A 24,574-nucleotide genomic window follows, 5' to 3' on the forward strand; every position below is an offset into this window, starting at 1 on the left:
GTCACGCCTCGCTCTTGCCGGCGTCCTCGGCGGTGATCTCCTCGGCGGCCTCGGCAGCCTCGGCCGCGCCCTCAGGGGTCTCCGACGCGGGGACCTCGGCGGGCTCGTCGGCCTTCTCGGCGCCCTTCTCGGGGGAGGCCTCCTCGGCCTTGTCCTCGGCCTTGGGCTCGTCCTTCTTGGCGGCCTTCTTGGTCACCGCGGCGCCCTTGGGCTCGTTGGCGGCGTCCTTGAGGGCCTCGTTGAAGATCTCGGTCTTGTCGCGCTTCGGCTCCGCGACCTTGAGGGTGCCCTCGGCACCCGGCTCGCCCCGGAACTTCTGCCAGTCACCGGTGACCTTGAGGATCGCGGCGACGGCGTCGCTCGGCTGGGCACCCACGCCGAGCCAGTACTGCGCCCGGTCGGAGACCACGTCGATGTAGGACGGGTCCTCCTTGGGGTGGTACTTGCCGATCTCCTCGATCACACGACCGTCACGCTTCTTGCGCGAGTCGACGACGACGATGCGGTACTGCGGCACCCGGACCTTGCCCAGGCGCTTCAAACGGATCTTGACGGACACGTGTGTGGTGTCTCCTCGGAAGTTGTGTGTGGTGAGGAACCGCCACCGGGTGGGGACCGGGTGGTTTCCTCGGCGGGCTCCGCGGCCCCCGGGTGAGAGGGTCCGGTGGTCGCGGGACTCAGCGCGCCATTGTGCCAGACCCGTCCGGCGTCCGGTAATCGAGCCGGAGCGCCGGTGTCTCAGGCGACGACGCGACCGCGCAGCACCACCCGGGAGGGGCGGCCCAGCACCGACAGGTCGGAGCGCGGGTCGCCGTCCAGGACCACGAAGTCGGCCGCCGCCCCCTCCTCCGTCCCGGGGAAGCCCAGCCACGCCCGCCCGCGCCACGACACCGCCGCGAGGACGTCACCGGCGGGGACGCCCATGTCCGCCATCGCCAGGATCTCGCCGACGAGGTCGCCGTGGCGGGTCACCCCACCACCGTCGGAGCCGACGAAGAGCGGCACCCCCGCCTCGTACGCCGACATCAGTGTCTCGCGGCGGCGGGCGTGGAGACCCTCCATCGTCGTGGCGTACGCCGGGAACTTCTCGCGCGCGGCGGCGACGTAGTCGGGGAACTTGGAGGTCTGCTGGACCGTCGGCACCAGGGCGACGCCGGCATCGGCCATCTGCTGGACCTGGTCGAGGTCGAGCCCGGTCCCGTGCTCGATGCAGTCGATGCCGGCGTCGAGCAGCCCCTGGAGCACGTCGTGCCCGAAGCAGTGGGCGGTCACCTTGGCCCCCTCGGCGTGGGCGGCCTCGATCGCCGCGGCGAAGGTCTCGGTGGGGAAGCTCGGCTGCAGGTCGCCGTCGTCGCGGGAGATCCAGTCACCCACCAGCTTGATCCACCCGTCGCCGTCGCGGGCCTCCCGCGCGGCGTACGCCGGCAGCTCGTCGGGCTCGACCTCGTGACCGTAGTTGCGGATGTAGCGCTTCGTGCGGGCCAGGTGCCGACCACACCGGACCAGCCGTGGCAGGTCCTCGCGGTCCTGGACCCAGCGGGTGTCCGCGGGCGACCCGCAGTCGCGGGTCAGCAGCACACCGGTGTCGCGGTCGGCGAGCGCCTGGCGCTCGATCTCGTCGTCGGGGACGGCTCCCCCGTCGTCGAGACCGAGGTGGTTGTGGGCGTCGACGAGGCCCGGCACGATCCAGCCCCGGGCGACGGTCTCGGCGCCCGGCTGTGGTTCGTAGGTGATGCGTCCGTCGACGACGTAGACGTCGCGCACCTCGTCGCTGGGAAGGACCGGGCCGGAGAACCGAAGGGCCGTCATGGTCGCCAACCTACCCATGGCGACGGCTGGGCGCCGGTCCCCAATACGGGCGATGCCCCCGGTGGCCGTCGCAGGAAGCGTGGAGGGCCAGGCAACCGACAACCAGGGAGCTCTCATGAAGGCTCGGAACCGTCGTGCCCGTCTCGGGGTCCTCGCGGGCACGACCGCACTCGTCATCTCCAGCACGTTGACCGCGGCGCCCACCGCCGCCGACGACTCGGCCTGGGAGGAGGTCGCCAGCGGCCTCGACAACCCACGTCTGCTGTCCTTCCGCGGCAACCGGCTCTTCGTCGCCGAGGCCGGCACCGGCGGCTCGGGGCCATGTCTGACCAGCCCCGAGGGCGAGGTCTGCTACGGCCCCTCGGGTGCCATCACCCGGATCCGCAACGGCCACCAGCGGCGCGTGGTCACCCACCTGCCCTCGCTCGCCGGCCCTGACGGCGGTGGCGCGATCGGCCCTGCGGACGTGCAGGCACTGGGCTGGGGGAAGCTCGCTATCAGCATCGGGCTCGGCAACGAGCCCGCGGTCAGGGACCTCCTGCCGCGCCGGGGCAGGAGGCTCATGGGCACCGTCGCCGCGGGCCGGGTCCACCGGAAGCACCTCCGGGTCCTGGCGGACCTCGCCCACTTCGAGGAGAAGCGCGACCCCGACGGCGAGGGTGCCGACAGCAACCCCACCGGCATGGTGGTCCGCGGGAGGCACATCGTCGCCACCGACTCCGGTGGCAACACGCTCGTGAAGGCGGCCGCGGCACCGGGACAGTCCTCTTCGCGCGGAGGCGGCCGGCACCGGATCCGGGCCCTGGCGGTCTTCGACTCGCCCGGCACCGTGCCGAACCCGTTCCCCGGTCCCCCGCCCAGCTTCGACATGCAGTCGGTGCCGACGTCGGTCATCCCCGGACGAGGTGGCTGGTTCGTCAGTGAGCTGACCGGGTTCCCGTTCGCGCCCGGCTTCGCCCGCATCCACCACGTCCCCCGGGGCGGCGGGGCTCCGACGGTCTACGCCGACGGCCTGACGAACGTCACCGACCTCGCGTGGTACCGCGGGGACCTGTACGCCGTGCAGATCGCCGACGGTGGCCTGCTCACGCCCGGGCTGCCCATGGGCTCGCTCGTGCGGGTGCTTCCCGGTGGCGGCTCCGAGCCGGTCGCCGGTCCGTTCCCGGCGCCCTACGGCGTCGCGATCCGCGGTGGGGCGGCGTACGTCACCACCTGCAGCGTGTGCGCCGGCGGCGGCAGCGTCATGCGGGTGCCGTTGCCCTGAGCCGGTCAGCCCAGGAGGTCCAGCAGCCAGCTGGGCGACAGCACCCGGGCCGGGGAGACGTTGGCGGCGAGAGCACGGTCGGCCGTGACCACCGCGACGTCCTTCCCGGCCTCGGTGGCCAGCTCGGCCTGGCGACGGATCTCGCTGTCACCGTCGCGCGTGGCGTGGACGACCCGCAGCGAGGCGGGGCCGCCGGCGCGTACGCCCTGCTTGGCCTGACCCTCCAGCACGAGGACGATCTCGTCGTGCGGCACGGCGGCCTGCAGCAGGGCGTCGTGCAGCCGCGCAGCGGCGCCGGCACGGTCCTTCCACCACCCGTCGGGACGGGCGCCGACCACGTTGGCGCCGTCGACGACCAGCACGGACCGGCGGGCTGGGCTCACTTGAGGTACTTGGAGAAGTCCTGGGGCAGGTCGAGCGCCGCGGCGGCCTTCTCGTAGTCGATCGGCTCACCTTCGGGGGTGCCGAAGGGGTTGCCCCCGTCGCTCGCGGCCGCCTTCTCCTGCTGTGCCTTCTTCTGGGCCGCGGCCTTGGCGGGGTTGCCGGACACCCGCTTGCCCTTGCCCTTCTTCTGCTGCTTCCCCTTGGCCTTCTTGCCGCCGCCCGCGCCCGGCAGCCCCGGCATGCCGGGCATCCCCGGGAGGCCGCCACCGCGGGCCAGCTGCTGCATCATCTTGCGTGCCTCGAAGAACCGGTCGACCAGCTGGTTGACGTCGGAGACCTGGCGGCCGGACCCCTTGGCGATCCGGGCCCGCCGCGAGCCGTCGATGATCTTGGGGTTGGCGCGCTCGGCGGGGGTCATCGACTGGATGATCGCCTGGATCCGGTCGATCTCGCGCTCGTCGAAGTTGTCGAGCTGGTCGCGGAACTGACCCATCCCGGGGAGCATCCCCATGATCTTCGACAGCGAGCCCAGCTTGCGGACCTGCTGCATCTGCTCGAGGAAGTCGTCGAGGGTGAAGTCGCCGCCCTTGCCGGTCAGCTTCTCGGCGGCCTTGAGGGCCTGCTCCTGGTCGAAGGCCTTCTCGGCCTGCTCGATCAGCGTGAGCACGTCACCCATGTCGAGGATGCGGGACGCCATCCGGTCGGGGTGGAAGAGATCGAAGTCGGTGAGCTTCTCGCCGGCCGAGGCGAACAGGACCGGCCGGCCGGTGACCTTCGCGATCGAGAGGGCGGCGCCGCCGCGGGCATCACCGTCGAGCTTGGTCAGGACGACGCCGTCGAAGCCGACCCCCTCGAGGAAGGCCTGCGCCGTCGTGACGGCGTCCTGGCCGATCATGGCGTCCACGACGAAGAGGACCTCGTCGGGCGTGACCGCCTCCCGGATGTCGGCCGCCTGCTGCATGAGCTCGGCGTCGACGCCCAACCGACCTGCCGTGTCGACGATGACCACGTCGTGGAGCCGTCGGCGGGCCTCCTCGAGGGACTCGCGGGCCACGGCCACGGGGTCGCCGACGCCGTTGCCGGGCTGCGGCGCGAAGACGGGTACGCCGGCGCGCTCACCGTTGACCTGCAGCTGGTTGACCGCGTTTGGCCGCTGCAGGTCGGCTGCGACCATCAGCGGCGAGCGACCCTGCTCCTTGAGCCAGAGCGCCAGCTTGGCGGCGAGGGTGGTCTTCCCGGAGCCCTGCAGACCGGCCAGCATGATGACCGTCGGCCCGGACTTGGCGAACCTCAGCCTGCGGGTCTCGCCGCCCAGGATCTCGACGAGCTCCTCGTTGACGATCTTGACGACCTGCTGGGCGGGGTTCAGCGCCTGGCTGACCTCCTCGCCCCGGGCGCGCTCCTTGACCGCGGCCACGAACTCCTTGACCACCGGCAGCGCGACGTCGGCCTCGAGCAGCGCGATGCGGATCTCGCGACAGGTCGCGTCGATGTCGGCCTCGGAGAGCCTGCCCTTGCCGCGGAGGCCCTTGAAGGTGTCGGCGAGTCGGTCGGAGAGAGTGGCGAACACGTGTCTTTCCCTGAACGCTGGGGGTGGTGCCTGGAGTCGTCAACCCTAGCCGAGCGCCCGGCGGCGCCCGTCATCCGCGGTGGGCAGGCGCCGGGGGGCTGAGCGCGTCGCGCACCGCGTGGGCGGCAGCGGCGGCCCGGGTGTCGGAGAGGGCGCCCGCCCCCGACTCCTGGAGGTAGAACACGTCCACCGCCTGCGGGCCGAGCGTGTCGGCGTGGGCGGAGCGCACCCAGATGTCGAGGTCGGCGAGGGTCTCCAGGGTCAGCTGCAGCACTCCGGTCCGGTCAGCGGCCCGCACCTCGAGCACCGTCGCCTCTCGGGAGGCGTCCGGCCGCAGCGCCACCCTGGGTTCGAGGTCACGTGGCGCCACGGGTCGCGCGCGGGCGGGTACGCCGAGCCGAGCGGCCGTCAGGGCGTCGTACCGCTGTCGCAGCACGGCGACGTCCGGCACGTCACCGTCCAGCGACCAGACAGACGCGGCGACGTCACCCTCGGTCCACGCCCGGACGGTGCGCACGGGGAGCCGCTGCAGGGTGAGCACGGCGGCGACGTCGGCCAGCAGCCCGACCCGGTCGGCGGCGACGACGGTGACCCGGCAGTCGTCGCCGCCGCTCTCCACCACGAACTCCGGCGATGCCGGGGCCGTGGCGGGCAGCGCGGTCCCGAGCGCCGGTGGCCCCGTTCCCTCATCCTCGTCCAGCCGGGCGATGAGCCGCCGGGCGAGATCGGTGACGAGGCCCGCGCGCCAGCTCGACCAGGCTTTCGGCGCGGTGGCCCGGGCGTCGGCCTCGGTGAGCGCGAGCAGCAGGCGGGCCGTGGTGACGTCGGGGATCCGTCGCACCAGGTGGTCCAGGGTGGCGGGGTCGTCGGGGTCGCGGGTGGTCGCGGTCTCGGCGAGCAGCAGGTGCCAGCGCACGAGCGTCGCCACCGTCTCGACCTCCTCGCGACCGAGGCCGATCCGCGCCGCGACGTCGCGGGCGATCGGCTCCCCCGCCGCGCAGTGCTCGTGCGGGCCGCCCTTGCCGATGTCGTGCAGCAGCGCGGCCACCATGAGGACGTCGGGGCGCGCGACGTCACGGATCAGTGCCGAGGCCTCGATGCAGGTCTCCACCACGTGCCGGTCGACGGTGAACCGGTGGATCTCCGAGGCGTGCGGCAGCAACCGGATCCGCTCCCACTCCGGCAGCAGACGTGGCAGGGCTCCGGTCTCGTCGAGGGTCTCCCACACCGCGAGCAGGCCGGGACCCGCCGCGAGCAGCCGCACCAGCAGCTGCCGGGCGGCGCGCGGCCATGGTTCGGGGATCGGAGCGCACTCGCGCACCAGGCGGGCGGCGGTGGGCGGCGCGAGCACCACGTCGCGCTCCGCGGCCTCGGCTGCCGCCCGGAGCAGGAGCAGCGGGTCCGCCGCGGGATCAGCACCCCGGTCCAGCACGACCTCTCCCGCGGAGAGGGCGACGCCGGGTGCGATCGAGGTCAGCTCCGGGCGACGTACGCCGACCGGCGTGCGGCGGCCCTGCACGGCCTCGACCCGCCGCCACGTCAACCGGGACAGGTGGGTGAGACGCCGACCGACCTCGCGCACGTGCTGCTGCGTGGCCGCTTCCTCCAGGCCGAGGGAGTGGGCCAGCCCGGGCCAGTGCTCGGGTGCGATCCGGTCGGTGGCGCGGCCCGCCAGGGCGTGGAGCCGGTCGCGGACATCCAGGAGGGAGCGATGACCGGCTCTCAGCTGGGGGTGGGGGACGTCGACCAGCCAGGACGCGACGAGGGCCCGCAGGATGGTCGCGTCGCGGAGGCCGCCGGCGGCCTCCTTGAGGTCCGGCACCGACAGGTGCGCCAGCTCCCCCACCTGCTCGTGGCGCGCGCGCACCATCTCGCGGAGCTCCGGCAGCCGGCGTCGGGCGTCCCGGCGCCACTGGGTCAGCATGGTCGTGCGCAGCCGCAACGTCAGGTTGGGGTCGCCGGCCAGGTGCCGGGTGTCGAGCAGGCCCAGGGCGACCTTGAGGTCGGTCCCGGCCGCGGCGGTCATCTGCGGCAGGGCACGCACGGCGTGGTCGAGCCGGGTGCCGCTGTCCCAGATCGGGTACCACAGCTCCCCGGCCCACCCGCCCAGCCGCACATCGTCGTCGTGGACGAGGACGACGTCGAGGTCGGAGCACGGCGCCAGCTCGCCGCGGCCGTAGCCCCCGACCGCGACGAGCGCCACCCCCGTGACCGGAGCCTCGACCTTCTCGAACGCTGCCACGCACAGGGTGTCCGCGGCGGCGGTCCGTTCGGCTCTGGTCTCCACGTCGGTCACGGGGGTGGCGGAGTCACCACCTAGAGGGCGGCGTCGTCCTGCTCGCCGGTGCGGACGCGGGTCACCGTCTCCACCGGGCTGACCCACACCTTGCCGTCGCCGATGCGGCCCGTGGCCGCGGTCTTCACGATGATCCCGACGATGTCGCCGGCGTCGGCGTCAGCGACCACGATCTCGATCCGGATCTTCGGCACCAGGGCGACGTCGTACTCCGCACCCCGGTAGACCTCGGTGTGGCCCTTCTGGCGTCCGTAGCCGCTGACCTCGCTGACCGTCATGCCGGTCACGCCGAAGGTCTCCAGCGCCTCGCGGACGTCCTCCCACTTGTGCGGCTTGATGACCGCGGTGATCAGCTTCATGCGTTCGCACCTTCCTTCTCGGTGTCGCTGCTGGCAACGGCTGCGCCCGGGAGCGTGGATCCGCGCCGGGAGCCGCCCGAGCCGGTCAGGTCGTAGGCCGACTCGCCGTGCTCGACGAGGTCGATGCCCTCGACCTCTTGCTCCTCGTCGACCCGCAGCCCGATGAGTGCCTTGACGACCAGCGCCACGACGAACGTCGCCGCGGCTGCCCACAGCATGGCGCCCAGGGCGACCAGGACCTGGACCACGAGCTGGGCGACGCCGCCCCCGTAGAACAGGCCGGTGCCCGTCGCCAGGAAGCCGGCCCCGACTGTCCCGACCAGGCCACCCACGAGGTGGACGCCGACCACGTCGAGCGCGTCGTCGTAGCCGAGGCGGTACTTCAGGCCGACCGCCATCGCGCACAGGCCGCCGGCCACGAGGCCGAGGACGATCGAGCCGAGGGGTGAGAGCGCGCCGCAGGCAGGCGTGATGGCCACCAGGCCGGCCACGACACCGGAGGCGGCGCCCAGCGAGGTCGCCTTGCCGTCCCGCAGCTTCTCCACCAGGAGCCAGCCGAGGATCGCGGCACAGGTTGCCACGGTGGTGTTGAGCCACACCGTGCTGGTCTCGCTGAGGAACAGCGCGGCGTCCGCGTCAGCGCTCTCACCCGGGAAGACGATCGAGCCGACGTTGAAGCCGTACCAGCCGAACCACAGCAGACCGGCACCGAGCATGGTCAGGGTCAGGTTGTGGGGACGCATCGGCTCCTTCCCGAAACCGAGGCGCTTGCCGAGCATGAGCGCCAGCACCAGCCCGGCGACGCCGGCGTTGATGTGGACGACCGTGCCGCCGGCGTAGTCGATCGGCGCGGGGTCACCGTCGAAGAGCAGCCCCGCGATGCCGTTCTCCGCCGTGCCGAGGAACCCGCCACCCCACACCATGTGGGCGATCGGGAAGTAGGACAGGGTCAGCCACAGGGGCACGAACAGCATCCAGGCCGAGAACTTGAGCCGGTCGGCCACCGCTCCGCTGATCAGGGCCGCGGTGATGACGGCGAAGGTGAGCTGGAAACCGACGCCGATGTAGTCGGCGCCCTCGAGGCCGGACAGGCCGAAGGTCTCGAAGGGGTTGTTGACGAGCATGGCGATGTCGGACTCGCCGAAGGACATCGACCAGCCCCACAGCACGTAGACGATGCCGGTGACGCCCAGCGCACCGAAGGACATCATCATCATGTTGAGCACGCTCTTGGAGCGGCTCATGCCGCCGTAGAAGAGCGCGAGGCCGGGCGCGGTCATCAGGATGACGAGCGACGCCGCCACCAGCATGAACGCGTGGTAGCCGTGTTCCATGGAACCTCCAGGGATCGTGCAGGGACGGTTGGCCCCGGATCGACGTCGCTGTCGTCGGGGCGGCACCCGATGCCGGAACGATCCCGGCCGGAGGTTTCGGTCGGTGGAGGTGGATGTTGCCGTCGCGCAACGAAGCGCGACGGGGTGTTACGAGCGTGTGAACGGCTCGGTCAGGAGCCGAGCATGGCGTCGACGAACGCCCCGGGGTCGAACGGCGCCAGGTCGTCCGGCCCCTCCCCGAGGCCGACCAGCTTGACGGGTACGCCGAGCTCGCGCTGGACGGCGACGACGATGCCGCCCTTGGCCGACCCGTCGAGCTTGGTCAGCACGATCCCGGTCACGTTGACGACCTCGGAGAAGACGCGCGCCTGGATCAACCCGTTCTGACCTGTCGTGGCGTCGAGGACCAGCAGCACCTCGGTCACCGGGGCCTGCTTCTCGATGACCCGCTTCACCTTGCCGAGCTCGTCCATGAGCCCGGCCTTGTTCTGGAGGCGGCCCGCGGTGTCGACGATGACCGTGTCGGCCACTCGCTCCACACCGGAGCGCACGGCCTCGAAAGCCACCGAGGCGGGGTCTCCCCCCTCGGGGCCGCGGACGACCTCGACGCCGACCCGCTCTCCCCAGGTGGCGAGCTGGTCGACGGCGGCAGCCCGGAAGGTGTCGGCAGCGCCGAGCACGACCGTCTTGTCCTCGGCGACCAGGATCCGGGCGATCTTGCCGACCGTCGTGGTCTTGCCCGACCCGTTGACGCCCACGACGAGCACGACGCCGGGCTTGCCGTCCGCGCCGCTGATCTGGAGCCGCCGGTCCATCGTGGGGTCGACCAGGCCGACCAGCTCCTCGCGGAGCACCGATCGAGGGTCGGCCGCTCCGTCGCCCTCGACGCGGAGGCGGGTCCGGAGGTTCTCGACGACCTGCTGGGTGGGCGCGACCCCCACGTCTGCGGTGAGCAGGGTGTCCTCGATCGACTCCCACGTGTCCTCGTCGAGGCGGTCACGCGACAGCAGCGCCAGCAGTCCCTTGCCGAAGCCGCCCTGGCTGCCCGCGAGGCGGGCGCGGAGCCGCTGCATGCGCGAGGCGGTGCCCTCGGGCTTCTCGAGCGTGGGGGCCTGCGCCTCGGCGGGCGGGGCGGCCTCGGAGGGCGCCTCGACCTCGGCCTCGGTGGGAGGTGGCGTGGTGACGACGTCGGTGCCGGCGCGCGGTGGCACCGGTCGGCCCCGACGCGTCCGCGCCAGCAGGCCGACGACGAGGAGGACGCCGAGGACCGCGATCGCGACGATCAGGTAGAGCAGCTCACCCATGGGTGAATCCAATCAGAGGCGGACCAGCGTCTCCCGGTCGCGGTCCGCCCCACGGTCGAGCTCGCCGTCGGGCACGGGGTCGAGCTCGCCGTCGGCGATGGTGGGCAGCGAGCCGACTGCCCTGCTCAGGGTCTCCCCGAGCCACGGGACACCGGGCAGCTGCTGGCCGCGGTGAGGGAAGGCGACGAAGGCCACGACCAGCCCGGCGACGCCCATGATGACGGCCAGGGTGAATGCGAAGAAGAGCACGAGGGGGGTTCCTTCCGCCCGAGACGAGGGCTCCACAGTCCCACAGCCACCTCGCCGGACGCACGTCGGCGACCGCTCCGTGGTCACTCAGGCGCGCAGCAGCGGGGTGACCGCGTCCCGGATCTGCTCGGGCATCGGCACGACCGGGCGGGCGGGGTCGTCGTTGTCGACGTACACGTGGACGAAGCGCCCCTCGGCCGCCGCCTCCTCACCGCCCTGGAAGAGCCCCACGCGGTAGACCACCGACGACCGGCCGACCCGGTCGACGACCACCCCCAGGTCGACGGGGTCGGGGTAGCCCACCTCGGCGAAGTAGCGGCACCCGACCTCCGCGACGACGCCGATCGCCGGAAGCTCCCGGATGTCGACGCCCGTCGCCGCCGCGAGGTGGTTGTTGACGACGGTGTCGATGAGCTCGAAGTAGCGAGCGTTGTTCATGTGGCCGTAGACGTCGATGTCGGCCCACCGGGTCGTGGCCTGCTGCCAGTGGACGTAGTCGGCGCGGGTGGGGCGGTGCTGCGGCATGCAGCGATTATGGAGGTGGGTCCTGGTGCCCGCCGCGATGCCGGGAACCAGCGAGTCCCGGTGTTAGCATCGCGAGTCAGCTCGCGCCGGTCGCACCACAGGACCAGGGGGTTTCGTTGGACTACCGCGATGCCCTCTCGGAGACCCTCGAGGTCCTCCGAACCATCGCCTCCGAGCACACCCCCGCCGTGCTGGCCAACGCGTTCGGTCCCGAGAGCATGGTCATGACCGACCTCATCGCCGAGCACGACCTCGACATCGGGATCTTCAGCATCGACACGGGTCGGCTCCCGGAGGAGACGCACGCGCTGGCCCACAGCGTGCACACCCGCTACGGCCACATGATCGAGATGGTCAACCCCGACCCCGTCGAGGTGGCGGCGTGGACCGCCGAGCACGGGCAGAACGGGTTCTACGACGCCGTCGAGCTCCGTCACGGCTGCTGCGGGGTCCGGAAGGTCGCTCCGCTGCGCCGGGTCCTGTCCGGCAAGCGGGCCTGGCTCACCGGCCTCCGTCGCGAGCAGTCAGTCACGCGTCGGGACCTCAGCGTGCGGTCGTGGGACGACGACTACGGCCTCGAGAAGTTCAACCCCATGCTCGAGTGGACCACCGACCAGGTCTGGGCCTACATCCACGACCACGCGGTGCCCTACAACAAGCTCTACGACCGGGGCTACACCAGCATCGGCTGCGCCCCCTGCACCCGTGCGGTGTCGCCCGGGGAGGACCCCCGGGCCGGTCGCTGGTGGTGGGAGGTCGACGCCGTCAAGGAGTGCGGCGTCCACTTCGACCCGGCCACGGGGCGGATGCAGCGCGCCGCGGCCAGCCAGCCCGAGGGGCAGCCGCAGGTGGCGGCGGCCGCCCCGGTCACCCCCGAACACAGCATCGACTCGTCAGACGACCAACGCTCGCAGCTCGAGCCGCAGACCGCGGCCTCGGTGAACGATGAAGGGAAAGCAATGCGCGTACTCATCCTCGGTGGAGACGGATTCTGCGGATGGCCCACCGCCCTGCACCTGTCGGCGCAGGGTCACGAGGTCGCCATCGTCGACAACCTGTCCCGTCGCAAGATCGACATCGAGCTCGAGGTCTCCTCGCTCACCCCGATCCGGCACATGGGCGAGCGGCTGCGCGCGTGGCAGGAGGTCTCCGGCAAGGAGATCGCCTTCCACGACATCGACGTCGCCATCAACTACCAGCGGCTGCTGGACCTGCTGGAGGACTGGCAGCCCGACGCGCTGGTCCACTTCGCCGAGCAGCGGGCGGCGCCCTACTCCATGAAGAGCAGCCGCCACAAGCGCTACACCGTCAGCAACAACCTCAACGCGACCAACAACGTGCTGGCCGCGGTGGTCGAGAGCGGGCTGGACATCCACGTCGTCCACCTCGGCACGATGGGCGTCTACGGCTACGGCACCGCCGGCATGAAGATCCCCGAGGGCTACCTGCAGGTGAAGGTGGACACGGGCAACGGCCTGGTCGACCAGGAGATCCTCTACCCCGCCAACCCGGGCAGCATCTACCACATGACGAAGACGCAGGACCAGCTGCTCTTCGCCTACTACAACAAGAACGACCACGTCCGGGTCACCGACCTCCACCAGGGCATCGTGTGGGGGACGCAGACCGCCGAGACCCGGCAGGACGAGCGCCTCATCAACCGGTTCGACTACGACGGCGACTACGGCACGGTCCTCAACCGGTTCCTGATGCAGGCCGCGATCGGCTACCCGCTGACCGTGCACGGGACCGGCGGCCAGACCCGCGCCTTCATCCACATCCAGGACACGGTGAAGTGCATCGAGCTGGCGCTCGGCAACCCTCCCGCCCGGGAAGACCGCGTCCAGATCTTCAACCAGATGACCGAGACGCACCGCGTCCGCGACCTGGCGAAGATGATCTCGGACCGCACCGGGGTGAAGGTCGCGAACCTGCCCAACCCCCGCAACGAGGCCGACGAGAACGAGCTCCACGTCGCCAACGAGCGCTTCCTGCACCTCGGCCTCACCCCCATCACCCTCAGCGAGGGCCTGATGGAGGAGGTCACCGAGATCACGAAGAAGTACGCCGACCGCTGCGACGAGTCGAAGATCCCGTGCGTCTCGGTCTGGAGCGATGACGCCGCCGCCGCGAAGGCCACCGCACCCGCCGAATGACCGAGGAGTCCCTGCCTGACGCCGCCCCGGACGGGGGCCGGGGCGGCGTCACGTGGCGCGAGCTCCAGTCGTACTTCCCGAACTCGCGGATCAGCACCTACCTGAAGCCACTGCCGTCCCACGACCTGCTGTACGTCAAGAACCCGAAGGCCGCGTGCTCGACCCTGCTGCTGTGGTTGGACAGGATCCACACGGGCGAGAAGAACTTCCGTCCCACGAACATCCATCAGGAGCACCGGCTGCCGTCCATCCGGCAGGTGGGCCGACGACGCGTGCTCAGCATGATCCGCGGAACGGCCTTTCGGTTCACCTTCGTCCGACACCCCCTGCGCCGACTCGAATCGGTCTATTGGGACAAGGTGGCGGACAACCCCAGGTGGCGCACCCGGATGCAGGCCATGCTCGACGTGCCGCAGGATCCAGCAGAGCAGATCTCGTTCGAGCAGTTCCTCAGCGCTGTGGAGCTCCAGCCCGTGATCGACATGGACCCGCACTGGCGGCCGCAGCACGTCAATCTCCTGCACCCGCTGGTCGCCTATGACCGCGTCGGTCGGGTCGAGAGCTTCGACGCGGACCTGCAACGGATTCGGGACGAGGCAGGTCTTCCCGCGCTGCCGTGGGAGAGGCGCAACTCCTCACGGCACCAGACGCCCGAGAGCGTCTATGCCAACCGGCCAGACCTGGTACGCCGGGCGGAACGCATCTACGAGAAGGACTTCGAGCTCTACGGGTACTGAGTCCTACGTCAGCAGCGCGGCCTTGGGGGGCCGTAGTCAGCGATGCAGGTCGCGGATCCGGTCGATGGTCATCTCCGGCAGCGACCGCAGGATGGACTTGCGCCCACTGCTCTCGACCACGAGCGAGAAGTCACGGCGCCGCTTGAAGATGATCGTGTCGCGCACCACCACGTGCCTCCACCCGCGCGACATCGTCTCGACGGCGAACTGCCAGTCCTGGAACGAGAGCCCGTTCGGGATGTCCCGGTGCACGTAGGGCACCTCGAGGTGTGCCTCCCGGGGGGTGAGGCAGAGCGAGTCGTAGCCGTTGCGGACGTAGAGGAAGTACGGCGTGAACAGCGGGGAGTCCTGGTCGACGTTCTGGAGCAGGTACTTGCCGCCGTCGAAGACGATGTTGACCTCCGGGTGGGCGATCACACGCTCACCCCGGGCTTCTGCGGCCGTGAGCGTGTCCAGGCCCCTGGCCAGCCAGTTCTCGCTGAACAGGTCATCGGCGTCGAGGAAGGCGATGTGTCGGCCGTCCGTTCTCGGGATGAGTGCGTTCCGGACCCTGCCGAGGTCGCCGTGGTCCATCTCCCAGCGCTCCCAGTGGTCGAAGGCCGGTTGGTGGAAGTAGTCGGTGGTCTCGGGTGTCGCCTTGTCCAGCGCGACGATGGTCTGGACGGTGTAGCCGGCGTCTCGCGCGGCCTGCACCGCGAGATCGGCCGCCGTCATCGTGGGCCCGCACACGAAGGTCTCGTTGTGCGCTGTCACGACCAGCGACAGGTCGACGGCGGTCATGTGCCCTCACCACCTTCCCGGCTCTCCAGGAGGACCCGGCGGGCGCGATCGGTGAACTGCTCGATCGTGCGGTCCTGCAGCAGCCGCTCGCGGAGCGCAGCCGCGCGCCTGCGCGCCTCCCCCGGATCTGCGAGAACCTCACGGATGGCACGCTCGTAGGCCGCCGCGCCCGCCTCGGCGTCGACCGGCCAGGCGTCGGCCTCGCTGACGACCTCGCCGGTACCACCGACCTGGGTCGCCACGATCGGGATCCCGGTCATCGCCACCTCCAGGAGCTGGCTCGGGACCCCGTCCCAGCCCGAGGTGTAGAGCCAGGCGTCGGCCTCGGCGAGGGGGATCTCCGTGATGTGCCCGTAGCGGCCCTCGATGCTCAGGTTGGCCGGCGCCTCCGGGGGCTGGCCCCCCATGACGGTCTCGCCCCAGACCCGGAAGTCCACGTCTGGCATCAGACCAGCCACCTCGAGCAGCAGCGGCACGCGCTTCTGCCGATCCCACCGACCGGCCCAGAACACCTGCGGCCTGCCGGTCGGCGACGGCTCGTGGGCCGGGGTCGGCAGCGAGTCGTCGACGGGGGCACGGAAGACGTGGATCCGGGACCGCGCTGCATCCGTCACCCGGTACATCCGCGTCAGCTCACCGGCGAGGTACTCGCTGTCGGTGATCACGCCGGCGACGTCGTCGAAGGCCCGGTAGAAGTAGCGGAGGCTCCAGCCCTCCCAGGTTCCGAGACCGGACTGCTCGTTGCAGAAGAAGCAGAGAAAGACCCGCTCGGTCGCGGTCAGCGCACGCCCGTACGTGCGCAAGGCGTGGTATAGCATCCGCGAGTTGATGGTGACGATGGCGTCCGCCCGGAGCGACCGCAGCAACACGACGAGGGATCGCTGGGCGTGCTCCTTGGGCATGTGGGCGGTCAGCTGCGCGAAGTCGAGCTCCCTGACGCCGTCGGGGAAACGCCCCTGGGGGGACGTCGTGCTGTCGTCGGTGTAGATGACCACGATGTCGTCGGGAGCCAGGTCGCCGACGAGGGCGTGGGCGAGGTGCCCTTCCAGGCGGCGGCCGCCGCCCCAGCGTGCGCGGTTGATGACCAGGACGAGCCGGGCCTGGCGCCACCCCAGATCCTCGTGTGCGCGGAACAGGGCGTGCTGCTGATCGGCCACGGGGGCGGTGCTCAACGGAAGCAGCTTGGGATCGGCCACCTCAGTCCAGGCCGCCCCGATCAGGGGTTCGATCTCAGCCGCCTTGGCCATCATGGCTCCGAGCGTGCCCGTCCGAAACCGATCCTGGAGGTCTCGGCGGCGTTCGGCCATCGTGTCGACCAGCTCCGCGGGCGGCAGGCCGAGGACCTGTGCCATCCGCATCACGCGCGGCGTGGGGTCGGCGATCTCCCCCGCGTCCCGACCCCGCTTGAGCCACGCGAGGTAGGGGCTGCGCTCACGCCCCTGTGCCCGCCGGGGGAACCGACCGAGGTAGTTGCTCATGGAGAAATCGGGGTGCGGGCTGAGCCCCCGGTCGACGCCGTGCTCGAGGAAGTGCTCGATGAGGTCCACGCCCCGCTGGTTCAGGAGCTCCGGGGTCTGGAGCAGGTAGTGACGCGTGTCGAAGTTCGCCCGGAGCAGGTCGTAGTCGGCGTCCTCCCCGGGGGGTCGCATGGCCAGCTGTGCGCGGAAGACCTGCTCGTCCATGACCGGCCCGAGGTGTGTGGTCTCGGGCACCGGATCGGGTACGGGGACGAAGGAGACCATCGGGGCCTCCCGGGTCGCCGGGACCGGCAACCTCCTCCGGAGGCCGGCCGCCTTGGTGCGGATCCTGGCCGAGAGGGAACGTGGGCTGCCCGTCACCGATCCCGCCTCCTGGGGTGGCTGGGGGCCCACCCGAGAGGGCGGCCCGATCTGCCCGCTGTCGACGCCACGCGCCACACCCTAGACGGCGCGAGGCACCTGCTCGCGACCATGCCGCTTGTGACACGTGACCGTTTCCTCGTGAGAGGCTGACGCCGATGAATCCGCCCCGCCTCCGCGGACGCCAGACGGCGTCCCCCTCGTCCGGGAACACCACCCAGGACCTGGTGCTCCACATCGGGACCGGCAAGACAGGAACGTCCTCCCTCCAGGCCTTCCTCCACCAGAACCGCGACCACCTGGTGGCCCACGGGGTGCTCTACCCGCGCGCGCCCGGGTCCACCCGGCACACGCGCTTCGGGCTCTACATCAAGCCGGACCAGGCACTGCTCTCGACCCCCTCCTGGAAGCGCGCAAAGGCCGCGACCCCCGCCGAGTTCCGTCGGCGGTTCGAGCGGGAGCTGCTCGCCGAGATCGCCGACGCCGGGACTCCCCGGGTTCTCGTGTCCGACGAAGCCCTCTACGGCATGCCCGCAGCAGCCATGCGGCGGCTCCGTGACTTCGCCGAGTCGCACGGCTGGCGAAGCACCATCGTGTGCTACCTCCGGCGTCAGGACGACCATCTCGTCAGCCGGTACCAACAGGTGGTCAAGGTCGGCGAGACCCGACGTCTGGCCGAGCGGACCCGCGCCATGGACCTGTCGGAGACCTACGACTACCACGCGCGCCTGGACCTGTGGGAGGAGGTCCTCGAGCCCGCGTCGGTGGTGGTACGTCGTTTCGAGCGCGACAGCATGCTGGGCGGCTCGCTGTTCCAGGACTTCCTCGATGCGGTCGGGGTGGACGCCGGGGTCGACGAGCTCGAACCGGTGACCGAGCGCAACGTGAGCCTGGACGCCGAGGCGGTGGAGTTCCTCCGGCTCCTGAACCTGCATCGCGTGGAGCGCGAGGGTGCGGTGCCGGGCCACATCGACAACCGGCAGGTGGCCGCCAGGCTCGCCGAGGCGTCGACCGGACCCACGCTGACCCTCCCCGACGACCTCCTCGATGAGTTCATGTCGCAGTGGGAGGAGTCCAACCGCAAGGTCGCCACCCGCTACCTGGCCGACTCGTCCGGCGTGCTGTTCCGCTCCCCGCGCAAGGACAGCGGCACCACGAGCCTGCAACGCCTCGATCCGTCGCGCGTGGGCCACCTGCTCGAGGTAGCCGGCGTCGACGGCGATCTTCGGGAGCCGCTGTGCCGCTTGATCGACCGGGAGGACGGGTAGCAGATGCATCTCGTCCTCCACCCCGGCATGGGCAAGACCGGTACCTCCACCATCCAGACGTTCCTCAGGACGAACCGCGCGACGCTGCTCGAGCACGGGGTGCTCTACCCGACCACCCCTGGACAGGTGCGCCACCTGCGCCTCGGCTTGTTCATCACGCCGGACGCGACCTTCTCGGGGAGTCGGGTGGCCCACCGGGAGCGTCGGGACCCGCGCTGGCGCGAGGTCATCGATCACTCACCCGCGGGCTTTCGCGAAGCGTTCCGTCGAGCCCTGCTCGACGAGGTCGAGCGGAGCGGCGCGTCTCGGGTCGTTCTCTCCGACGAAGCGGTGTTCAGGGCCCCCGACGCATCCCTGCGCATCCTCGGAGACTTCACGAGCGCCCACGCGCAGTCCCTGCGCGTGGTGTGCTACCTGCGCCGACAGGACGACCACCTGGTCAGCCGCTACCAGCAGGCTGTGAAGACGGGCGAGGTGCGCAGGATGGCAGACCGCACGGACGAGATCGACCTGGTCGGTGTTTACGACTTCGCCGGGCGACTGAGGGCATGGGAACGGCTGGTCCAGCCGACCCAGCTGATCGTGCGTCGCTTCGACAGGAGCGAGTTCCGAGAGGGCTCGCTCATCGAGGACTTCCTAGACGCGGCTGGAATCGCCATCCCCGGCCAGCAGCTGCAGCCCGTGCCCCGCCGCAACGAGAGCCTCGACGCCGAGTCGGTGGAGTTCCTGCGACTCGTCAACCTGCACCGGGTCGAGGCGGAGGGCGGACGCCCGGGGCGCCTCAACAACCGCAAGCTCACCAAACGACTCACGGCTGCGTGTCAGGGTCCGACGCTCACGCTTCCCGGCACGGTCCTGGACGCCTTCATGGCCAGGTGGGAGGCCGGGAACCGCGAGGTGGCGAGCAAGTACTTCGGCGAGGACGGAGATCTGTTCCACGTCCCACGCAAGACCGAGGGCACGACCGTGCACCAGTACCTCGACCCGTCTCGCCTGCCCGACCTGTTCGACATCACCGAGCTCCCCCGGCGTCTCAGGGAACCGGTGCGCCGCCTGGCCGAGCGCGAGGCGGCGGTCTCTCGCCCCGAGGCGGGCACCAGGTGACTCCACGCCAATCCGGACCCGCGGATGCTCCCCGAGTCCCCGTGGACCTGGTGCTGCACATCGGGACGGGCAAGGCGGGCAGCACCTCGCTGCAGTTCTTCCTGCGCGACAACCGCGACCGGCTCGCTGAGCTCGGCGTGCTCTACCCGAGCTCCCCCGGCCGGGCCCGCCACGGCAAGCTCAGCCTCTTCATCCGCGACGGTGACGAGCTGGTGGCCACCCCGCACTGGCAGCGCCAGCGGCAGTCCGACCCACGGATCTTCAGACGAAGGTTCCGGCGCCGCCTGCTGGCCGAGATCGAAGACTCCGGCCTCGACCGGGTGCTGCTGTCGGACGAGGAGATCTACAAGTCGTCCGACGCCGCGCTCACGAGGCTGCGACGCTTCACCGACCAGGTGGCCCGGCGGGTACGTGTGGTCGTCTACCTGCGGCGCCAGGACGAGCACATGGTCAGTCGATACCAGCAGGGGGTGAAGATCGGCTGGACCACCCGGTTGGCCGACTGGGCCAACGAGGACATGTCCGATCTCTACGACTACGCCTCCCGGCTCCGCAAGCACCGGAAGATCCTCGGGCCCGATCCGCTCGTCGTGCGTCGGCTCGACCCGGCGTGCCTGCTCCGGGGATCGCTGTTCGAGGACTTTCTCGAGGCCGCCGGTATCGAGGCGACGGGGGTCCCGTTGACCTCGGTCACCCACCGCAACGTCAGCCTCGACGCCGAGAGCGTGGAGTTCCTGCGCATCCTGAACCTCTACCGGGTCGAGCACGAGGGTGCCATCCCGGGTCTGATCGACAACCGCAGCGTCGCCTCCCGGCTGGGCAGCTCCTCGACTGGCCCGACTCTCTCGCTGCCACCACGGCAGCTCGACGCCTTCATGGAGCAGTGGGAGGAGTCGAACCGCGTCGTGGCACGGGAGTTCGTCGGCGACCGCAGCGGCCCGCTCTTCCCCACGCCCCGCAAGGACGGCGGGAGTGTGATGGAGCAGAGCCTCGACCCCGCACGCGTCGATCATCTCTGCGAGGTCGCGGAGCTTCCTGACGGCCTGCGTCCCGAGCTGCGCAGGCTGGCCGAGCGCGAGGCGCGACGGGGTTGACTCAGTCCCGTCGACCGAGAGCCCGCACCCGGTCGACCGCCATCGCAGGCAGGGACCTGACGAGCGAGCTGCGGCCGTTGCTCTCGGTCACCAGCGAGAAGTCGCGCCGCCGCTTGAAGATGATCGTGTCGGGCACCACGAGGTGCTCCCAGCCGGCAGCCATCGTCTCGATCGTGAACTGGTAGTCCTGGAAGGAGAGGCCGTTCGGGATGTCTCGCGACACATAGGGGATCTCGAGGTGGGCGGCGCGCGGCGCCAGGCACAGCGAGTCGTAGTAGTGACGGACGTACAGGTAGTGCGGCGTGAACAGGAGCGAGTCCTGAGCGATGTTGAGGCGCACCGCCTGTCGGCCGTCGAAGATCACGTTGAGCTCGGGATGGGCGATCGCGCGGCGACCCTCCTCGGCGGCGGCGTCGAGGGCTGCGACACCCTCGGCCAGCCAGTTCTCGCTGAACAGGTCGTCCGCGTCGAGAAAGGCGACGTGGCGGCCGTCGACGTCGGCGAGCACCGCGTTGCGGACCCTCCCCAGGTCACGCTCGTGGAGGACGCGCCGTTCCCAGTGGTCGAAGTGGGGCTGGTCGAAGTAGCGAGAGGTCGCATCCGTGGGCGCGTCGAGGGCGATGACGGCCTGCACGACGTACCCCCGCTCCCGGGCAGCCGCCACCGCGATGTCCGCCGAGCGCATCGTGGGCCCGCACACCGTCGTCTCGTCGTGTGCCGTCACCACCAGGGTCAGGTCGGTCACGAGTCCTCACCCCCACCGTCGACCAGCAGCACCTGCGCGACATGGGCCGCGAAGTCGGTCGCGGACCGCTCCCGGAGCAGCCGCTCGCGGAGCGCGTGGGAGCGTCGGCGGGCCCCCACCGGGTCCGTCAGCACCTCCCGGAGTGCGGCGACGTAGGCGGCCGGGTCCTCCGGCTCCGTGACCGGCCAGGCGTCCTCCGGGCTGAGGACCTCACCGGTGCCGCCCACCAGGCTCCCGACCAGGGGCACTCCGGTCATGCCGACCTCGAGCAGCTGGCTCGGGACCCCGTCCCAGGCCGAGGTGTAGAGCCAGGCGTCGGCGTCGTCGAGGGCGACCTCGGAGATGTGGCCGTAGCGGCCCTCCAGGGCGACGTTGGCCGGGGCGGCACCGCGGCGGCCCCCGGGCATCACGGTCTCGCCCCACACGCGGAAGTCGACGTCGGGCATCCGGCTCGCGATCTCCATGAGCACGTCGACGCGCTTCTGCCGGTCCCACCGCCCTGCCCAGAACACCTGCGGTCGGCGTCCGGCAGCGGGTGTCGGGGCCGTCGACTCGGGCAGGGTCGCGTCGACCGGCGCCCGGAGGGCCTGGATCTTCGCCCCGTCCTCCTCTCCCAGCTGGTGCCGGTCGCGCAGCCAGCCCGCGAGGTACTCGCTGTCGGTGAGCACCCCCGCCACCTGGTCGAAGTTGCGGTAGACCTGGCGCAGCGGCAGGCCCACCCAGTTGCCGAGCGCCAGCTGCTCGTTGCAGAAGAGCATGAGAAAGACCCGCTCGGAGGCGCGCAGTGCCCGTCCGTAGGTGGCCAGCGCGGCGTACATGAGGTCGGAGTTGACGACGACCACCGCGTCGGCCCGGAACGAGCGGACCAGCTCGACCAGGACGCGCTGGGCGGGCTCCGCTTCGAGGTCGCCGACGGCCGTCGCCAGGTCGACCTCCCGGACGCCGGCCGGGAACCGGTCGGGCGGCGTGGTCCCGGTGTCGTCGGTGTAGACGACCACGATCCGGTCCGCCCCTACCACGGGCGCGAGTGCGTGGGCGAGGTGGCCCTCCATGCGGCGTCCCCCGCCCCACCGAGGGCGCTTGACGACCAGCACGAGGCGTGCAGTGGCGAAGCCGGCCTGGTCGTGGCACTGATGGAGCGCGGCGACCTGACCGGCGATGGTCGGTGAGTCCATCGGGGGGATCACGGGGCGGGCGGTCTCCGACCAGGCCTCGCCGATGAGGGGCTCGACCTCGACCGCCTGCGCGAACATCTGCCCCAACGTGCCGTGACGCAACCGCTCCTGGAGATCGGACCGGGTCCGGACGAGGGCGTCAGCCAGCTCGTGCGGGTCCGTGTCGAGCACCCGGGAGATCTCGGCGAGCCCCGGGGCCGGATCGGCGATCTCTCCCTGCGCCCGGCCCTCCTCGAGCCACGCCAGCCACGGGCTGCGACCGGTGCCGTCACGTCGCTCGGGATGCCGTTGCAGGTAGGACCGCATGTCGAAGTTGATCTCGGGACTGGCCTTGGCATCCGGCCCGTTGCGCAGGAAGTGGCGCAACGGGTCGATGCGGTCGTCCTCTGCGAGACCCCGCGCCTGCAGGAAGAAGTGGGCGATGTCGAAGTGCTCGCGCGCGAGGTCGTAGTCGGAGTCGGCCCCGGGCGGCATCATCCGCGACCGCGCCCGGCTGACTGCGTCGTCCAGTGCCGGCCCCAGCCGGGTCGGCCGCTCCACGACCGGCGCCGCGGGAGGCGCGGAAGGCGTGTCGGCCCCGCGCCGCCACCGCGACCAGGCCTGTCGGACCCGTCCCCGTGCGGTCACGTCGTCAGCCATGGCGCACTGCGTGCACCCGTCGGCCTCGTCACAGGCGCGGCTTCACAGCCAGCCGACCCGAACCGAGGGGAACGAGCAGCAGAGGTTCCTTGCGCGCGGCGAGGAACTCGTCGGTGGCCTGGCGGGCGCCCTCCCAGTCGCCGTAGTCGTCGAGGATCAGCACACCACCGGGCGACAGCCGGTCGTAGAGGTGCTCGAGCTCGTGCTTGGTCGACTCGTACCAGTCCGTGTCGAGCCGCAGCAGCGCGATCTGCTCCGGCGCCTGGCTCGGCACCGTGTCCTCGACCAGGCCGGCGTGGTAGTGGATCAGCTCGCTCGGGTAGCCCGTCTCCTGCATCCCCTCCTGCACGTCGTCCAACCCGGCGATGGCCCACACCCGGTGGTCCTTGTCGTGCTGGGCCAGCAGCTCCGCCGCGCTGGCGTTCGGACGCCGGTCCTTGTCGGTGGGGGGCGGCATGCCCTCGTAGGTGTCGAAGAGGTGCAGCGCACGGTCCGGTGTGCCCTCGTCGAGCAACGTCCACGCCACGGCCTGCATGCTCCCGCCGCGCCACACCCCGCACTCGACGACGGCGCCCGGGACCGCGTGCCGGGCGATGTAGCGCGTGGCCTCGATCAGGCCGTAGAGCTTGGCGTGGTCGGTCATGGTCCGCTCCTGCGAGCGCTCCAGGATGCGCGCAGCCGGGTCGTCGACATGGCGCGGGACAGCCTTCTGCTTCCGCCTCAGCTCGGCGAGACGTCGCTTGGCGGCCTCCGCCCTCGACTGCGCCTTCTCGGCCCGCTCCGTGAGCTTGCGGGCGCGGTTCCGCGACTTCCGGAGCTCCTCACGGGTGGTGGTGAGCTTGGCCTCCGTCTCGCGCAGGCGCTCGCCCGTCCCCGTGAGGCTCCTTCCCGCTCCACCGTCCGTCCCGACCCGCTCCAGCTGGTAACCGGTGAGCCGGCGCAGTGCGCCGTTGACCGACCTCTTCCACATGGCCACGACCCTAGTGGCTGTCAGCCGACGTCCCGTGCCCGGAACCACTCCCACGTCCGCGCGAGACCTTCCTCCAGCTTCGTGACCGGTGCGAAGCCGATGCCCTCCCGGGCCTTGTCGATCTCGCACCAGGTGCGCCGGACCTCGCCGGAGCGGAAGTCCTCGTAGACCACGTCGAGCTCTTGTCCGGTCGTGGCGCGCATCAGGTCGAGGAGCTCGTTGACCGTGGTGGGCTCGCCGCTGCCGAGCTGGTAGGCGCCGGTGGCATCGCTGTCGATCGCCGTGCGGATACCCTCGACGAGGTCTCCGACGTAGAGGAAGTCGCGCGCCTGGCTGCCGTCGCCGTAGACGACCAGCGGCTCGCCGGACAGGATCCGCTTGAAGAAGTGGGCCACCACCGAGCCCTTGTGGAAGGACTTCGGTCCGTAGATGTTGGAGAACCGGAGGGCACACCCGCTCATGCCGTAGGAGCCGGAGTAGGCACTCAGGTAGCCCTCCAGCATCAGCTTCGAGGCGCCGTACGGCGAGGTCGGCTGCGCCGCCATCCGCTCGTGGACCGGCGGCGGTACGTCACCCACGATGGCGCCGCCCGTCGAGGCAGCCACGATGCGCCCGACACCCAGCTCGCGGCAGAGCTCCAGCAGGTTGAACGTCCCCACCACGTTGTTCTCGAAGTTGTGGGCGGGGTCCTCGATGCTGTCCATGACCCGGGTGTCGGCGGCCAGGTGGACCACCGCGTCCTGCCCCTCCAGCGCCTCGCGGAGCTGGTCGGCGTCGCGCAGGTCGCCCGGGACGAACCGCACCTGCTCCAGGTCGAGGTTCCGGCGGTCGCCCAGCGACTCGTTGTCGATGACGGTCACGGTGTAGTCGCCGCTGGCGGTCAGGTGGTCGGCGAGGTGGACGCCGATGAACCCGGCACCGCCGGTGATGAGCACGTTCTTCACGGTCACCCTCTCGTCGTGGGGCCGGCTCCG

At 71.0% G+C, this 24,574-nt stretch carries 22 protein-coding genes; 6 read left to right on the forward strand and 16 right to left on the reverse strand.

The features are described 5' to 3' along the window. Window position 1: 1 nt before the first annotated feature. Both rpsP and K6T13_RS11640 read right to left on the reverse strand, forming a co-directional pair. Window positions 2-559: a 30S ribosomal protein S16 gene (rpsP, locus tag K6T13_RS11635; RefSeq protein ID WP_222894734.1), complete on the reverse strand. Its 558-nt coding sequence runs from the start codon at window positions 557-559 to the stop codon at window positions 2-4. A 179-nt stretch (window positions 560-738) separates the two neighbouring features. Next, window positions 739-1,809, reverse strand: coding sequence for an amidohydrolase family protein (locus K6T13_RS11640; RefSeq protein ID WP_222894735.1), 1,071 nt, complete (start codon window positions 1,807-1,809; stop codon window positions 739-741). A gap of 115 nt (window positions 1,810-1,924) precedes the next feature. Here K6T13_RS11640 and K6T13_RS11645 point away from each other — a divergent pair, with 115 nt between their 5' ends. Next, complete coding sequence (locus K6T13_RS11645; protein ID WP_222894736.1) at window positions 1,925-3,073, forward strand: ScyD/ScyE family protein; 1,149 nt, start codon at window positions 1,925-1,927, stop codon at window positions 3,071-3,073. 5 nt (window positions 3,074-3,078) lie between these two features. Here K6T13_RS11645 and K6T13_RS11650 read toward each other — a convergent pair whose 3' ends face one another. The 8 genes from K6T13_RS11650 to K6T13_RS11685 all read right to left on the reverse strand — a co-directional run bounded on the left by K6T13_RS11650 (window position 3,079) and on the right by K6T13_RS11685 (window position 11,094). Beyond that, window positions 3,079-3,456: a PIN domain-containing protein gene (locus K6T13_RS11650; RefSeq protein ID WP_222894737.1), complete on the reverse strand. Its 378-nt coding sequence runs from the start codon at window positions 3,454-3,456 to the stop codon at window positions 3,079-3,081. Next, on the reverse strand, window positions 3,453-5,027 hold the full coding sequence (gene ffh, locus K6T13_RS11655; RefSeq protein ID WP_222894738.1) for a signal recognition particle protein: 1,575 nt from the start codon (window positions 5,025-5,027) through the stop codon (window positions 3,453-3,455). The genes K6T13_RS11650 and ffh overlap by 4 nt, the downstream gene beginning before the upstream one ends. 70 nt (window positions 5,028-5,097) lie before the next feature. Then, window positions 5,098-7,410 carry a [protein-PII] uridylyltransferase gene (locus tag K6T13_RS11660; protein ID WP_346729089.1) on the reverse strand — a complete coding sequence of 771 codons (2,313 nt, stop codon included), beginning with the start codon at window positions 7,408-7,410 and terminating at the stop codon, window positions 5,098-5,100. Then, on the reverse strand, window positions 7,344-7,682 hold the full coding sequence (locus tag K6T13_RS11665; RefSeq protein WP_222894740.1) for a P-II family nitrogen regulator: 339 nt from the start codon (window positions 7,680-7,682) through the stop codon (window positions 7,344-7,346). The genes K6T13_RS11660 and K6T13_RS11665 overlap by 67 nt, the downstream gene beginning before the upstream one ends. Continuing rightward, entirely contained in the window at window positions 7,679-9,016 is a 1,338-nt protein-coding gene (locus K6T13_RS11670; RefSeq protein WP_222894741.1) for an ammonium transporter, read from the reverse strand. The genes K6T13_RS11665 and K6T13_RS11670 overlap by 4 nt, the downstream gene beginning before the upstream one ends. 170 nt (window positions 9,017-9,186) lie before the next feature. Beyond that, complete coding sequence (gene ftsY, locus K6T13_RS11675) at window positions 9,187-10,320, reverse strand: signal recognition particle-docking protein FtsY (protein ID WP_222894742.1); 1,134 nt, start codon at window positions 10,318-10,320, stop codon at window positions 9,187-9,189. Between the two features lie 12 nt (window positions 10,321-10,332). Further along, complete coding sequence (locus K6T13_RS11680; protein ID WP_222894743.1) at window positions 10,333-10,569, reverse strand: hypothetical protein; 237 nt, start codon at window positions 10,567-10,569, stop codon at window positions 10,333-10,335. 87 nt (window positions 10,570-10,656) lie between these two features. Beyond that, window positions 10,657-11,094 carry an acyl-CoA thioesterase gene (locus K6T13_RS11685; protein ID WP_222894744.1) on the reverse strand — a complete coding sequence of 146 codons (438 nt, stop codon included), beginning with the start codon at window positions 11,092-11,094 and terminating at the stop codon, window positions 10,657-10,659. A 116-nt stretch (window positions 11,095-11,210) separates the two neighbouring features. Here K6T13_RS11685 and K6T13_RS11690 point away from each other — a divergent pair, with 116 nt between their 5' ends. Further along, window positions 11,211-13,250: a phosphoadenylyl-sulfate reductase gene (locus K6T13_RS11690; RefSeq protein WP_222894745.1), complete on the forward strand. Its 2,040-nt coding sequence runs from the start codon at window positions 11,211-11,213 to the stop codon at window positions 13,248-13,250. After that, window positions 13,247-13,987 (forward strand): sulfotransferase family protein, encoded by a 741-nt coding sequence (locus tag K6T13_RS11695; RefSeq protein ID WP_222894746.1) that lies wholly within the window; start codon window positions 13,247-13,249, stop codon window positions 13,985-13,987. The genes K6T13_RS11690 and K6T13_RS11695 overlap by 4 nt, the downstream gene beginning before the upstream one ends. Before the next feature lie 36 nt (window positions 13,988-14,023). Here K6T13_RS11695 and K6T13_RS11700 read toward each other — a convergent pair whose 3' ends face one another. Both K6T13_RS11700 and K6T13_RS11705 read right to left on the reverse strand, forming a co-directional pair. Then, window positions 14,024-14,767, reverse strand: a complete 744-nt coding sequence (locus K6T13_RS11700; protein WP_222894747.1) for a glycosyltransferase family A protein — start codon at window positions 14,765-14,767, stop codon at window positions 14,024-14,026. After that, entirely contained in the window at window positions 14,764-16,605 is a 1,842-nt protein-coding gene (locus K6T13_RS11705) for a glycosyltransferase family 4 protein (protein WP_222894748.1), read from the reverse strand. Before K6T13_RS11705 ends, K6T13_RS11700 begins: the two co-directional genes overlap by 4 nt. Before the next feature lie 158 nt (window positions 16,606-16,763). Between K6T13_RS11705 and K6T13_RS11710 the strand changes: the two genes are divergently transcribed. From K6T13_RS11710 to K6T13_RS11720, 3 genes are read left to right on the forward strand one after another with little or no spacing between them, the layout of a single operon-like run. Next, on the forward strand, window positions 16,764-17,873 hold the full coding sequence (locus K6T13_RS11710; RefSeq protein ID WP_222894749.1) for a hypothetical protein: 1,110 nt from the start codon (window positions 16,764-16,766) through the stop codon (window positions 17,871-17,873). A gap of 3 nt (window positions 17,874-17,876) precedes the next feature. After that, the gene (locus K6T13_RS11715) at window positions 17,877-18,977 is read left to right on the forward strand and encodes a hypothetical protein (RefSeq protein WP_222894750.1); all 1,101 of its coding nucleotides are present in this window, start codon (window positions 17,877-17,879) and stop codon (window positions 18,975-18,977) included. 41 nt (window positions 18,978-19,018) lie between these two features. After that, entirely contained in the window at window positions 19,019-20,071 is a 1,053-nt protein-coding gene (locus K6T13_RS11720; protein WP_222894751.1) for a hypothetical protein, read from the forward strand. A 1-nt stretch (window position 20,072) separates the two neighbouring features. Here K6T13_RS11720 and K6T13_RS11725 read toward each other — a convergent pair whose 3' ends face one another. Genes K6T13_RS11725 through K6T13_RS11740 form a run of 4 tightly spaced genes read right to left on the reverse strand, consistent with a single transcriptional unit; the run spans window position 20,073 to window position 24,544 of the window. Further along, on the reverse strand, window positions 20,073-20,816 hold the full coding sequence (locus tag K6T13_RS11725) for a glycosyltransferase family A protein (RefSeq protein ID WP_222894752.1): 744 nt from the start codon (window positions 20,814-20,816) through the stop codon (window positions 20,073-20,075). Continuing rightward, window positions 20,813-22,630 (reverse strand): glycosyltransferase family 4 protein, encoded by a 1,818-nt coding sequence (locus K6T13_RS11730; protein ID WP_222894753.1) that lies wholly within the window; start codon window positions 22,628-22,630, stop codon window positions 20,813-20,815. Before K6T13_RS11730 ends, K6T13_RS11725 begins: the two co-directional genes overlap by 4 nt. A gap of 28 nt (window positions 22,631-22,658) precedes the next feature. Continuing rightward, a complete protein-coding gene (locus tag K6T13_RS11735; RefSeq protein WP_249423757.1) occupies window positions 22,659-23,600 on the reverse strand; it encodes a TylF/MycF/NovP-related O-methyltransferase in 942 nt (313 codons plus the stop codon). Window positions 23,601-23,620: 20 nt separating this feature from the next. After that, window positions 23,621-24,544 (reverse strand): NAD-dependent epimerase/dehydratase family protein, encoded by a 924-nt coding sequence (locus tag K6T13_RS11740; RefSeq protein WP_222894754.1) that lies wholly within the window; start codon window positions 24,542-24,544, stop codon window positions 23,621-23,623. Window positions 24,545-24,574 lie beyond the last annotated feature (30 nt).

The organism is Nocardioides coralli (assembly GCF_019880385.1).
Taxonomy (GTDB): Bacteria; Actinomycetota; Actinomycetes; order Propionibacteriales; family Nocardioidaceae; genus Nocardioides; species Nocardioides coralli.